15 protein-coding genes are annotated in these 12,635 nt (G+C 52.8%); 7 read left to right on the forward strand and 8 right to left on the reverse strand.

From position 1 onward, the window contains the following. Positions 1–8: 8 nt before the first annotated feature. The gene (gene anmK, locus ACQE3Z_RS06020; protein WP_426972694.1) at positions 9–1,127 is read right to left on the reverse strand and encodes an anhydro-N-acetylmuramic acid kinase; all 1,119 of its coding nucleotides are present in this window, start codon (positions 1,125–1,127) and stop codon (positions 9–11) included. Between the two features lie 287 nt (positions 1,128–1,414). Between anmK and slyB the strand changes: the two genes are divergently transcribed. After that, complete coding sequence (gene slyB / locus ACQE3Z_RS06025; protein WP_426972695.1) at positions 1,415–1,882, forward strand: outer membrane lipoprotein SlyB; 468 nt, start codon at positions 1,415–1,417, stop codon at positions 1,880–1,882. 49 nt (positions 1,883–1,931) lie between these two features. Here slyB and slyA read toward each other — a convergent pair whose 3' ends face one another. From slyA to ACQE3Z_RS06045, 4 genes are all read right to left on the reverse strand, one after another. Further along, positions 1,932–2,375 carry a transcriptional regulator SlyA gene (slyA, locus tag ACQE3Z_RS06030; protein ID WP_167373298.1) on the reverse strand — a complete coding sequence of 148 codons (444 nt, stop codon included), beginning with the start codon at positions 2,373–2,375 and terminating at the stop codon, positions 1,932–1,934. 567 nt (positions 2,376–2,942) lie between these two features. Beyond that, the gene (sodC, locus tag ACQE3Z_RS06035; RefSeq protein WP_426972696.1) at positions 2,943–3,464 is read right to left on the reverse strand and encodes a superoxide dismutase [Cu-Zn] SodC; all 522 of its coding nucleotides are present in this window, start codon (positions 3,462–3,464) and stop codon (positions 2,943–2,945) included. Between the two features lie 91 nt (positions 3,465–3,555). After that, positions 3,556–4,452 (reverse strand): aldo/keto reductase, encoded by an 897-nt coding sequence (locus tag ACQE3Z_RS06040; protein WP_426972697.1) that lies wholly within the window; start codon positions 4,450–4,452, stop codon positions 3,556–3,558. Between the two features lie 71 nt (positions 4,453–4,523). Continuing rightward, a complete protein-coding gene (locus ACQE3Z_RS06045) occupies positions 4,524–4,763 on the reverse strand; it encodes a DUF1289 domain-containing protein (protein WP_250652721.1) in 240 nt (79 codons plus the stop codon). A 203-nt stretch (positions 4,764–4,966) separates the two neighbouring features. Here ACQE3Z_RS06045 and eptA point away from each other — a divergent pair, with 203 nt between their 5' ends. The 4 genes from eptA to rnt all read left to right on the forward strand — a co-directional run bounded on the left by eptA (position 4,967) and on the right by rnt (position 8,561). Further along, entirely contained in the window at positions 4,967–6,601 is a 1,635-nt protein-coding gene (gene eptA, locus ACQE3Z_RS06050) for a phosphoethanolamine transferase EptA (protein WP_426972698.1), read from the forward strand. 38 nt (positions 6,602–6,639) lie between these two features. Further along, positions 6,640–7,230 carry a TetR/AcrR family transcriptional regulator gene (locus ACQE3Z_RS06055; RefSeq protein WP_426972700.1) on the forward strand — a complete coding sequence of 197 codons (591 nt, stop codon included), beginning with the start codon at positions 6,640–6,642 and terminating at the stop codon, positions 7,228–7,230. Positions 7,231–7,355: 125 nt separating this feature from the next. Continuing rightward, on the forward strand, positions 7,356–7,763 hold the full coding sequence (gloA, locus tag ACQE3Z_RS06060) for a lactoylglutathione lyase (protein ID WP_085071815.1): 408 nt from the start codon (positions 7,356–7,358) through the stop codon (positions 7,761–7,763). A 102-nt stretch (positions 7,764–7,865) separates the two neighbouring features. Beyond that, a complete protein-coding gene (gene rnt, locus ACQE3Z_RS06065) occupies positions 7,866–8,561 on the forward strand; it encodes a ribonuclease T (protein ID WP_250652586.1) in 696 nt (231 codons plus the stop codon). Positions 8,562–8,626: 65 nt separating this feature from the next. Here the strand turns inward: rnt and ACQE3Z_RS06070 are convergent, their stop codons facing one another. Beyond that, positions 8,627–8,962 carry a Grx4 family monothiol glutaredoxin gene (locus ACQE3Z_RS06070; RefSeq protein ID WP_208615362.1) on the reverse strand — a complete coding sequence of 112 codons (336 nt, stop codon included), beginning with the start codon at positions 8,960–8,962 and terminating at the stop codon, positions 8,627–8,629. Positions 8,963–9,320: 358 nt separating this feature from the next. Between ACQE3Z_RS06070 and ACQE3Z_RS06075 the strand changes: the two genes are divergently transcribed. After that, positions 9,321–10,139, forward strand: coding sequence for a C40 family peptidase (locus tag ACQE3Z_RS06075; RefSeq protein WP_426972702.1), 819 nt, complete (start codon positions 9,321–9,323; stop codon positions 10,137–10,139). A gap of 57 nt (positions 10,140–10,196) precedes the next feature. Here ACQE3Z_RS06075 and ACQE3Z_RS06080 read toward each other — a convergent pair whose 3' ends face one another. Continuing rightward, positions 10,197–10,286, reverse strand: a complete 90-nt coding sequence (locus tag ACQE3Z_RS06080) for a YnhF family membrane protein (RefSeq protein ID WP_426972703.1) — start codon at positions 10,284–10,286, stop codon at positions 10,197–10,199. A 283-nt stretch (positions 10,287–10,569) separates the two neighbouring features. On the opposite strand from ACQE3Z_RS06080, the gene purR reads away from it, so the two are divergent. Further along, positions 10,570–11,595 (forward strand): HTH-type transcriptional repressor PurR, encoded by a 1,026-nt coding sequence (gene purR, locus ACQE3Z_RS06085; RefSeq protein ID WP_085071820.1) that lies wholly within the window; start codon positions 10,570–10,572, stop codon positions 11,593–11,595. Between the two features lie 35 nt (positions 11,596–11,630). On the opposite strand, the gene punR is transcribed toward purR, so the two are convergent. Continuing rightward, on the reverse strand, positions 11,631–12,539 hold the full coding sequence (gene punR, locus ACQE3Z_RS06090; RefSeq protein ID WP_426972705.1) for a DNA-binding transcriptional activator PunR: 909 nt from the start codon (positions 12,537–12,539) through the stop codon (positions 11,631–11,633). Positions 12,540–12,635: the final 96 nt, after the last annotated feature.

Here is a 12,635-nt window from a genome sequence, read left to right on the forward strand (position 1 = left end):
ACGATACCTCACAGCGGTGGCCGATTGGCCGGATAGATAGCGCCCAGTATGCTGGCTTCGCGAGCGCCGGTAACCGACGGCAAATTACCTGGCAATCCTGATAGCGTGCGGAAAGCCAGCCAGGCGAAAGCCAGCCCTTCCATATCATCGCCATTGATGCCGACTTTATCCGTGGTTGAGACTTCCGTACCTGCTAATAAAGCCGCCAGACGCGCCATCAGCGTCGGATTACGGCACCCGCCGCCGCATACCAACAGGCGATCGCAGCCACCGCTCAGTTGCACCTGTTCGCTGATGGTCATCGCCGTCAGCTCCAGCAGCGTAGCCTGTACATCCTGCGCAGCCAGGCCCGGGAAATGGCTTAGTTGCTTTTCGATCCAGCCGAAATTGAAATACTCTCTGCCGGTGCTTTTCGGTGCCGGCAGCGCAAACCAGCCGTCGCTCAGCATCTGCTTGAGTAACGGCAGAATGACCTTTCCGCTGCCTGCCCATGCGCCATCCTTATCATAAGGCAGACCACGATGACGCCAAATCCAGGCATCCATCAGCATATTGCCAGGGCCGGTATCGTACCCGCCCGGCGCTCTGCCAGGGATCAGCACCGAAAGATTCGCAATGCCGCCAATGTTTAATACCATGCGACGCTCTTGCGGATGCATCAGCAGCGCCTGATGAAAAGCGGGCACCAGCGGCGCACCCTGTCCGCCCAGCGCCATATCGCGCCGACGGAAATCGCCGACTACGGTAATGCCGGTCGCAGCGGCAATCTGGTTATTGTCGCCAATTTGCAGCGTACTGGGCGCATCGCCATAGGGCTCATGCCATACCGTCTGGCCATGACAGCCGATGGCGGTGATATCATCGGCGCTCAGGTTTTGCTGTTTCATTAACGTTAATACCGCCTCCGCAAACAGGCGGCCAAGACGGGTATCCAGCTGCCCCAGCTGCGACAACGTCAGGGTTTGCCCCTGATTGATCGCCAACAGCTGCTGGCGTATCGCCTGCGGCACCGGATGACAATAGCTCGCCTGTTGCGCCACCATTCGTTCATCAATCGCGGCTAACACCACATCCACGCCATCCAGGCTGGTGCCGGACATTACGCCAATATAGCGTCCCGATTTCATCAACTGACCTTACTTCCGCTCTGGAAGAGAATTCAAACAGCTCTCAGCCTGGCAAAAAAGGCTGGGTAATTCTATGATTAATTGTTGTTTTTCATGTACGACCCGACGCTTTTACATTCAGGCATGATTTTTTGCTGGCGTAATTGAATCTTTGTTTATCTGATACGGTCTATGCTCAGCCCTCGTCTTTTTTTCACTATTTTAAAACAGGCGTAGGTTCTGCCGTATAATTAGGTCATCTGTGGCTGCTTTACAGTGCAGTCAACAATCATGAAAGGAGCTTTATAATGATGAAGCGTTTATTAGTTGTGGCGCTGGCAGGCATGACGCTGGCAGGCTGTGCTAACACGGATACGCTTTCCGGTGACGTGTACAGCGCTAACGAAGCTAAACAGGTGCAAAGCGTAAGTTACGGGACGCTGGTATCCGTTCGCCCGGTTAAAATTCAGGGTGGTGATGACAGTAACGTTATCGGCGCTATCGGTGGCGCGGTGCTGGGCGGCTTCCTGGGTAATACGGTGGGCGGCGGCACTGGCCGTAGTCTGGCGACCGCAGGCGGCGCAGTGCTGGGCGGCGTGGCTGGTCAGGGCGTTCAGGGCGCGATGAATAAAGCGGACGGCGTCGAGCTGGAAATTCGTAAGGATGACGGCAACACCATTATGGTGGTACAGAAACAGGCTGCCAGCCGCTATTCTGTGGGCCAGCGCGTGGTGCTTGCCTCAAACGGCAGCCAGGTGACCGTTTCTCCGCGTTAAATCCTGTTGCGCAAAAAACCGACGCGTCGCGTCGGTTTTTTATCGCCTGTCACTCGCTTTTCTTTTGCAGTTCGGCAATATTTTTTTCCAGACGGGCAATAAGCGTAATCAGCTGCTCAACTTCGCGCTTCGAAATACCCGCTAAAATATCATCACGCGTGGCGTCAATAACATGTTCCACCTGCTGGATAACCGGCTCCGCCGCTTTCGTTAGCTTGATGCGTTTCGCCCGGCGGTCGTTAGCGCAGGTACAGCGCATAATCAACCCCTTCTCTTCCAGCTGATCGAGGGTACGCACCAGCGAAGGCTGTTCAATGCCGATAGCTTTAGCCAGCTGAATTTGTGACTGATGCGGGGGTAATTGATGGATATTATGCAACGTAACCCAATGCGTTTGCGTCAGTTCCAGCGGTTTAAGACGTTGATCGATCAGCGCACGCCAGATGCGCACTAAGCGTGCTAAATCCGTTCCTAATGGCGTATCCAATTTCATCTCCTTATAATTAGCTTGCTAGCAATCAAGCGTGATTTTAGTCTATTCTGCGAGTTTAACGGGCAAAATACAAATTCAGCACGCTGTGTAACGGGCGTTGGTTTCTGATTTCAACACCTTGCATCTCTGTGTGAATAGGGATCGCTTGTTTGGCCTATCCTGCTGTTTAGCAATGTTTTTCAGATTTTCACCTGGCCGACCAGACGCTGTGGTTCAGTTAAGTACCGTCAACGCGGAAGTCAGAATGATCTGCGTGACTGGCCGGTACTGTATCAGCTCATCCATTTGCCTTGATCGCCCAGGATGGCTTTGCTGTAGCCGATCGGGGCGTTAGACGCCCAAATGAAGAGTTATTTTACCGTCACGCACGGCGCATTCAGATGCGTGCGTCCCGGTCATCATGCCGGGACAGGCAGTTACATCAATGGGTATCGTCTCAAAGGGTCGATAAAGTAGGCTGTTCAGGCTATCGTGCGGTAAACCTGGCGTGTTTTACCGCAACAGAACCCAGGTTCGACATAAAATCTGCCCGATCCCAAAATCAGGCATAGCAATATCAACCAAAGCTTACTTAATAATGCCGCAGGCGTAACGCGCGCCACCGCCGCCCAGAGGCTGTGGGTGATCGCTGTGGTTATCGCCGCCCGCATGCACCATCAGCGCCTTACCGGAAATGTCACTGATTTTTTTCAGACGCGGTGCCAGTACGGGATAGGTGGCATCACCGTCGGCGTTAGCATACAGCGCCGGGAGATCGCCCAGATGACCTTCCCCCCATGGCCCCAGGTGACTACCGCTGTTCTGCGGATCAAAGTGGCCGCCCGCCGCGCCCGCCGGCACCGTTTTGCCGTCGGTAGTGGCAGGTTCACAGCTGCCTTTGGCATGAACATGGAAACCATGAATGCCCGGCGGTAGCCGTTTGAGATTAGGCGTAAAGGTTAAGCCATAGGCCGTTTCGTCAATCGTTACCGTGCCGACAACCGCGCCGACGCCCTCTTTGGTTACGCTATGCAGCGTCACCTCTTCGCTAGCTGCCTGTGCGTAGCCACATACCAGCAGCGTTAACGCTGCCAAGCCGTAATATTTCATCTAACCTCCTGCAGATTAATGTCAGCTTACCTTTCCAGCCTGGCTGAAAATCACGTATAAGCTGAACAATGCAGCATTTTTTTGCGTTTCTTTACGGCACATCATAACCCAGCGCAGCTTTTCGAATACGGAACCACTGTTGGCGGCTAAGCTGCAATGAAGCGGCCTTTTGTGCGGCGCGCACCCGCTCTATTTTACCCGAACCAATAACCGGCAGCGGCACAGAGGGCAGACGCATAATCCAGGCATAAACCACCTGATCCGGCGATTCGGCCCCCGTTTCTTCGACAACGGTCTGTAGCTCAGCACGCAGCGGCGCAAACTTATCTTCGCTGAACAGCCGTCCCCCGCCGAGACAGGACCAGGCCATGGGTTTAATGCGCAGTTGCTGACATTGATCGAGCGTGCCGTCCAATAGCGTATCCTGACAAAGCGGAGAAATTTCCACCTGGTTAGTCGCCAGCGTAAAGGGTAAGCGTGACTGCAACAGTGCAAATTGCGCTGGCGTGAAATTGGATACGCCGAAATGGCGCACTTTACCGCTCTGATGCAGCGCGCTAAAAGCTTCCGCCACTTCGTCCGCATCCATTAACGGATCGGGACGATGAATCAGCAGCAGATCGAGATAATCGGTAGAGAAATGGCGTAAGGAGGTTTCTGCGCTGCGGATAATGTGGTCGCTATCAGTAATATAGTGGCCCAGCGCATTTTCTGGTCTGGCAGTAGTGGCGATGCCGCACTTGGTTACCAGTTCCAGTTGGTGACGTAGCGAAGGCTGCAGGCGCAGCGCCGCACCAAAAGCGGCTTCACACTGATAATCACCATAAATATCCGCATGATCCACGGTGGTAATGCCCAACGCCAGATGCTGCTCAATAAAGCCTGTCAGCTGCTGCGCGGACATTTGCCACTCCATCAACCGCCAGTAGCCCATCACCAAACGGGAAAATTCTGGCCCCTGCGGCGCGATACGCACTCGTTCTGTCATTTTTTCACCTTTGCGACTAACGTTTTTAGGCCGCAGTATACGCTGGCGTCAGAGAAAAAAAGGGAAAGATATCAAAACAGTGACGGTTGTTGGGGTTCTTCAGGTGAAGAGGGTTTTTCGCTGCGATGCAGCCGTAACCAGCGCTGCCGACAAAGGCGCAACACTTCGCGCTTGCGCGCATCGCTGTATTTCATCCAGTTAAAACGCTCTTCACGGCTGCGCAGGCAGCCACGACAGTATCCGCGTTCATCGGACTGACAAATACCGCGGCACGGGCTTGGCACCGGGAAAAATTCAAGCTGCTCTGCCACATCGCCTCCTGAGTCATTGTCTTCTTTCATTCAAGACAGCTTCTGGCTGGAGCGCAAGCCTGTTCAGAAAATTCATGTTATCTGCCAATAAGCCAGCATCTGTGACTTGCGGGGGGATAGCGGCGCCTTTGTTAGTCCACGTTAAGGTTTTACTAAGGTTTTTAAAATAGTCTGCGCGAAACTCTTCCACTTTTATTTTGATTATGCAGATGCTGAAAAAAATACGCTGTAATGACTCTGTGTTTCTTATTGGTTGCGCCCTGTTTTTTACTTTTATTCTTAACGCGCAGTTTATTATTCGTGCGGCAGAAAAAACGCCTCTTCTCCGTCTGCACGATTATCTGTTCCTCGCCACCATTCCAGTGGTGCTGTTTTGCGCTTTTATGCTGATTTTTAATCTGTTGGCGTTGCCCTGGATCCAAAAGCCGCTGCTGATTATTTTGCTGTTATGCGGCGCGGCGGCAAATTACTTTATGTATAGCTTCGGTACGGTTATTGACACCAATATGGTGCAAAACGTTTTTGAGACAGATTTACAGGAGGCCTCTGCCCTGCTTAGCCTGCGCTACATGCTCTGGCTGCTGTTACTGGGCGTGATACCTGCATTAGTGATAAGTGCCACCCGCATCACGCGGACGCGCCCGTGGTGGTTTACGCTGGCGAAACGGGCGTTATGGTGTGTCGGCTCTATCCTGATGATTTTGCTGATAGCGGCGCTGATGTATAAAGACTACGCCTCTTTGTTTCGCAATAACAAAGGGCTGGTGAAAATGGTAACGCCAGTGAACGTAGTCAGCGGCGTAATGCACTATGCCGACGACCGCTGGTTGCAGGGTAATCAAGATCTGGTGCGCATTGGTCAGGACGCTCATAAAGGCCCACTGGTCAAAGCAGCCGGGAAAAAGACGCTGGTTATTTTTGTGCTGGGCGAAACGGCGCGTGCGGAGAACTTTTCACTCGGTGGCTACAGCCGTGAGACCAATCCCAAACTGAAACAGCAGCAGGTCATTTACTATCCGCACGCCAGCTCATGCGGAACAGAAACCGCTATTTCCGTGCCCTGTATGTTTTCAGGCATGCCGCGTTCGCAATATAACGCTAACCTGGCGCGACATCAGGAAGGGCTGATGGATGTCCTGGCACATGCTGGCGTCAATGTAATGTGGCGCGAGAACGATGGCGGCTGTAAAGGCGCCTGCAACCGTATTCCACACACCGATATGACCTTATGGAAACTCACGGATATTTGCCGCAGCGACTACTGCCTGGATGAGGTTCTGCTGCACCGTTTATCGCATTATATTGATAGTCTGAAGGATGACTCGGTGATTGTACTGCATCAAATGGGCAGCCACGGCCCCGCTTACTATTTACGTTATCCGTCGGCTATGCGGCAGTTCACTCCTACCTGCGACAGTAAACAAATCCAGGATTGCGATCATCAGGCGTTAGTAAACACCTATGATAATTCGCTGCTTTACACCGACGCCATGCTGAGCGATACCATCGATCTGTTAAAGTCTTATCAGGATCGTTTTAATGTGGCGCTGATCTATCTTTCGGATCATGGCGAATCACTGGGCGAACGCGGTATGTATCTGCACGGCACGCCTTATCTGTTTGCTCCCAGCCAGCAGACGCATATACCTTTCCTGCTATGGCTCTCTTCCGATTATGCCCGAACTTATGGCGTTGATGAGTCCTGTCTGCGCCAGCATGCGCAGCAGGATGCGGTTTCACAGGATAATGTTTTCCATACGCTGCTCGGCATGGTCAACATTGAGACTGCATTGTATCAGCCCCGTCTTGACTTGCTTAAGGTCTGTCAGGCGCATTAGGGTTGCATTAGACCAACTGGTCTATTACCCTGAGCCCTATGAGTAAATCGATCCGACATGATACTCGTGAACAGCTGCTCGCTATTGGCGAGCAGCTCTGTTTGCAACGTGGCTTTACCGGCATGGGCCTGAATGAATTGCTCAGTCAGGCCTGCGTGCCGAAGGGATCGTTTTATCACTATTTTCGATCCAAGGAAGCTTTTGGCATCGCCATGCTTGAGCGCTATTTTAGCGCTGTGCAACGTAGCATGCTGACCTGGTTCGATTCACCTGTGCTGCCGCGCCAGCGTCTGCTTGACTATTATCGTCAGGCGGAACAACGTTTTCATGAAACCGGTCATATTGAAAACTGCCTGGCGGTTAAAATATCCGCCGAGGTTTGCGACCTGTCAGAAGAGATGAGAGTGGCGCTGGAACAGGGTGCCGCAGCTCAGATAGCAATTCTGGCCACGACGCTGCGCACCGCCGTTTTGCAGGGTGAAGTTCACCTTCCCTGCCCGCCTGAGGCTATGGCGCAAACGCTCTATTCTCTCTGGCTGGGCGCCAGTCTGCAGAGCAAAATAGGGCGCGATGGCAGTGCGTTAACCCATGCGTTCCAGGCAATTTTACAGCTCTTGCCGGAAAGTTAATAAAAAAACCTGTTTTCAAGAAGACCGGTCTACTCATTATTGGCCGGCACTCCCGGTTGGCCACAGACGGCTATACTAAGCTTTTTTGACCGTCATCGGATGATGACACCCTTTTGGAGACTATTATGCGCTTACTTCATACTATGCTGCGCGTTGGCGATATGCAGCGCTCACTTGATTTTTACACCCGTGTGCTGGGCATGCGTCTGCTGCGTGAAAGCGAAAACCAGGAATATAAATACAACCTGGCGTTTGTAGGCTACACCGACGAAAGCGAAGGCGCAGTGATTGAGCTGACCTATAACTGGGGCGTTGATCAATATGACCTCGGCAACGCCTATGGTCATATCGCGCTTGGGGTAGACGATGTTGCCGCCACCTGCGAAAGAATTCGTCAGGCTGGTGGTAAGGTGACCCGAGAAGCTGGCCCGGTGAAAGGCGGCAGCACCATTATCGCCTTTGTAGAAGATCCGGACGGTTATAAAATCGAACTGATTGAAAATCAACACGCCGGGCATGGCCTCGGCAACTAAGTTTTTCAGGGCGCCTGGTGGCGCCCTGCTTTTTCCCGCTGCTGCAACCCCTGTGGAAATTTGCCATAATGCGCGCTGCATTTTTTCGCCAATGAGATCCTGATGTCTGAATCGAAACAACTGAACGCTTTATCTGACCGCTTCCGCGGGTTTTATCCGGTAGTGATTGATATTGAAAGCGCCGGATTTAATGCCAAAACCGATGCACTGCTGGAAATTGCCGCCGTTACATTGAAAATGGATGAAGAGGGTTGGTTACAGCTTGACCAGACGCTGCATTTTCACGTAGAGCCTTTTGAGGGCGCGATTCTGCATCCGGAGGCGCTGGCGTTCAATGGTATCGATCCTGATAATCCGCTGCGCGGCGCGGTTAGCGAATACGATGCGCTGCACGCTATCTTTAAGCAGGTGCGTAAAGGCATGAAAGATCAGGGCTGCAATCGGGCTATCGTCGTGGCGCATAACGCCAATTTCGATCACAGCTTTATGATGGCTGCCGCCGAACGTACTGCATTAAAGCGTAATCCTTTTCATCCTTTCGCCACCTTCGATACCGCCGCCCTGAGCGGGCTGGTGGTCGGCCAGACGGTGCTGGCGAAAGCCTGTAAGGCGGCGGGCGTCGCTTTTGACGCCAGTCAGGCGCACTCGGCGCTGTATGATACCGAGCGCACTGCCGAACTGTTTTGCGAACTGGTCAACCGCTGGAAACGTCTGGGCGGCTGGCCGCCGCTGCCGGTGGCCGATGAGCAGCCCGTGGATGAACAACCTGTCGATGCAGAAATCAGCGACAGCGAATAAGCGTTAAGCAGCCATAAAAAAAGGGCGCCTGAGGCGCCCTTCGTGATTTAATGCGGGATAACAGCTTATTCCGCTTCTTTATATTTTTCGGCAGTTTCTTTGATCAACGTCTGCAGTTCGCCGCGCTGGAACATTTCGATTACGATATCGCAACCGCCAACCAGCTCGCCATCTACCCACAGCTGCGGGAAAGTCGGCCAGTTAGCATATTTCGGCAGTTCAGCACGAATGTCAGGATTTTGCAGGATATCCACATAGGCGAAGCGCTCACCGCAGGCAGAAAGCGCCTGGACCGTTTGCGCAGAAAAGCCGCAGCTTGGTAACTTTGGCGAGCCTTTCATATAGAGCAGAATCGGATTTTCTGCGATCTGGCGTTGAATTTTTTCAACAGTACTCATAATTGCCTTCCTTAAATAGCATGCTTCGTGTCTATTGATTGTAGCGACTGTAGCGGGTTGCTGAAAACGACATTTTCTGTAAGGTTAAATAATGCAGGTTATTGTACCGGTTTATCAGGCCAAAATAACACCAGCCTGGGCGCTTTCCGCAGCGACGATTAATACCTGGCAATAAATTCGCTGAGATAAGCACCTGACTATGCTTATTTTTACATCTGTATGCATTTAAAGTTTATTTGATTAAAAAAGGCTTTATCTTTTCGGAAAAAGTTCGATTAGAATTGCCCACCAGGAGTCTGCCCTATGTGGCAGAAATAAGATTAACCTTGCGCTATCACTGCGCTTTGAGTGTAACCACACCATGCGTTTATTGATTACGCTTTTTATGCTGGCTATAGCTCAACTGTTTTTCAACGTTGCCCATGCCTCACCGCAGGCCCCGGTAAAGGCCAGTCAGCATAAAGTTGATAAAAAAGCCGCCCGTGACGATGACCGCCGCAAGCGTCGGACGGTAAAAACAACCAGTAAAAAAACCCGTACGGCCAGCGTTGAAAAAAACAAGGTAAAGAAAAAAAGCAAGCCGGCCGCCGTTGCCGCCGCCAGCGTAAAGAAAAGCCGCGCATCGGTGAAAACCGCCAGCGTGAAAAAAAGCAGCTTCAAGAAAAGCAGCAGCAAAAAAGGCACGCAGCGCTATGGTCGCCAGCGTGGCGATAAGAAAACGGCAGCGACCAGGCGCGGGCCGCTGGAGATGAGCAAGGCGCACCGTGAACGCTATCAAAAAGCGCGTGAAACCGCGATGAACAAACTGATGAGCCAGTTAGGGAAGCCCTATTTATGGGGAGGCACTTCACCCCATACCGGCTTCGACTGCAGCGGTCTGGTCTGGTATGCCTATAAAGATGTGGTAAAATTCAAGATCCCCCGCACCGCGAATGAGATGTATCATCTGCGAGATGCAGCGCCCATTAATCGTGAAGCGCTGGAAAAAGGCGATCTGGTGTTTTTCCGCATCAATAACCGTGGCGCAGCCGATCACGTTGGCGTCTATCTGGGCAATGGTCGTTTTATCCAGTCGCCGCGTACCGGTAAAGATATCCAGATTAGCCAGCTTAGTGATGATTACTGGCAGCGGCACTATGTCGGCGCGCGCCGCGTTATGACGCCGCGCACCATTCGCTAACGCGTTGCGCAATAAAAAAAGCCTGTCATGAGACAGGCTTTTTTTATTGCGCAACGCTCAGTGCATAACGGCAGTGAAACTAAACGCCATAATCATCAGCAATGCCATGACTGTGGTGCCTATTGATAGTTTCAAATCGGTGCTCATCTGGTCTCTCCTTTACCCACATAAAATGTAACGGTATAGATTTTCCCATACTCCCTGGTAAAAATCTCGTTTTCTTTGCGCCAGCTTGGTAGAATCCCCGCCTTGCGTTGCGCAACGACAAAAAACAACCGTTGGCACCCTTTTTTAAAGACGTCCCGCCTGTCAGACGTACCTCAGCCCGCATAATGACAACCTCAACGCGCGCTGAATAACGCCATGTGGACGCAAACGATTAACATTAGCCTTATCAAACTATTAGGATAGGCGCAGGAGTATCTTTTTAATGGCAACAATCAAAGATGTCGCGAAGCGTGCCGGCGTTTCCACCACCACGGTATCGCACGTCATCAATAAAACCCGTTTTGTCGCGGAAGAAACCCGTGAGGCCGTGTGGGCAGCCATCAAAGAACTACACTATTCGCCCAGTGCAGTCGCACGCAGCCTGAAGGTTAACCACACTAAATCGATCGGTCTGCTGGCAACCTCCAGTGAAGCGCCCTATTTTGCTGAAATTATTGAAGCGGTAGAAACGCGCTGTTTCGCCAGTGGCTATACCCTGATTTTGGGCAACGCCCATAACGATCTGCAAAAACAGCAGGCTTATCTGTCAATGATGGCGCAAAAGCGCGTGGATGGCCTGCTGGTGATGTGTTCAGAGTATCCTGAAGCACTGCTGAAAATGCTTGAGGAAAACCGCAATATTCCCATGGTGGTCATGGACTGGGGCGAATCCCGCGGCGATTTTACCGATACCGTGCTGGATAACGCTTTCGAAGGCGGCTATCTTGCCGGGCGCTATTTGATTGAGCGCGGTCATCGCGACATCGGCGTGATCCCAGGCCAGATGGAGCGCAATACCGGTAGCGGACGTTTTGCCGGCTTTGTAAAAGCGCTGAATGAGGCTAATATCCCGGTACGCGAAGAGTGGATTGTACAGGGTGACTTTGAACCTGAGTCGGGCTATCGCGCCATGCAGCAAATTCTGGCGCAAAAGCAGCGCCCTACCGCCGTGTTCTGCGGCGGGGATATTATGGCAATGGGCGCGATTTGCGCAGCAGATGAAATGGGGCTGCGCGTGCCGCAGGATATTTCGGTTATCGGTTACGATAATGTGCGCAACGCTCGCTATTTTACCCCGGCGCTGACCACCGTCCACCAGCCCAAAGAGCAGCTGGGCGAAACCGCCTTTGATATGCTGCTGGACAGAATTACCAGCAAACGCGAAGAGCCGCAAACCATAGAGGTTCATCCCACGCTGATTGAACGTCGCTCCGTCGCCGACGGCCCTTTCCGCGACTACCGTCGTTAATGTGATGGCTCAGAAAACCTCCTTTTCTGAGCCTACTACTCTTCACGCAGCCATTCCCGGTTGATTGTTTCCGTATCGCCAAGATAGTCCAGTAACCAGCGCAGCGCAGGTGAAGCGCTTTGCTCTGACCAGCTGACGCAACAGAAGCTGTCGGGGAAAGGCACCGGCAGCCTCAGCTCCGTTAGCTGCCGGGCTTTAAGCAGCGGCGCGGCAAAATGACCGGGAACCATGCCCACGCACAGGCCGGCACGCAGGCAATCAAACGCGCTTTCCCAGTCCGGCACCACCAGCCGACGCTGATTATCCAGCGTCCAGGTCGTGCGCCGGGGCAACGCGCGGGAAGTATCTTCCAGCACCAGCGACGGCCACGGGCGAATATCATCCTCCTGTAGCGCGGTGGTGATGCTGGCTAAAGGATGATCAACGCTAACCACACAACGCCAGTTCAGCGCGCCCATATCGCGGAAGGCGAAGCGCCCTCCCACCGGGATCGCCTGTGTTGCGCCGATCGCCACATCAACCCGTTCATCCGCCAGCGCATCCCAGACGCCGTTGAAAACCTCCGGCGTGATCAGCAGCTCCATATCCGGAAAATGTCGGTAAAAATCCAGCACCAGCTGGCGGGTACGCTGCGGCTTAACGATGCGATCCACAGCAATGCTTAACTGCCCGCGCCAGCCGTTCGCTACCTGCTGGCACTGGCGGCGCGTGGCTAGCATTTTTTTGATAACAGCCCGCCCTTCACGAATAAAAAGCTCTCCCGCCTCTGTTAATACCACGTCCCGATGACGCCGTTCGAAAAGCGGCACCGCCAGCCAGGATTCCAGCTGACGAACCGTATAGCTGATAGCGGAGGGTACGCGATGTAACTCTTCGGCGGCGGCGGAAAAGCTGCCATTGCGTGCGACAGCATCCACCACTTCCAGTGCATATTCAGACCACATTTTTTGCCTGCAAAAATTTTGATATCAATCGGCAAATTTTAGCGTTTCACATTCAGAAAAACATCCTTTACCCTCGCGCCGTCTGTTCACCTGCTT

Source organism: Pantoea sp. FN0307, from assembly GCF_050113815.1.
GTDB lineage: Bacteria > Pseudomonadota > Gammaproteobacteria > Enterobacterales > Enterobacteriaceae > Mixta > Mixta alhagi.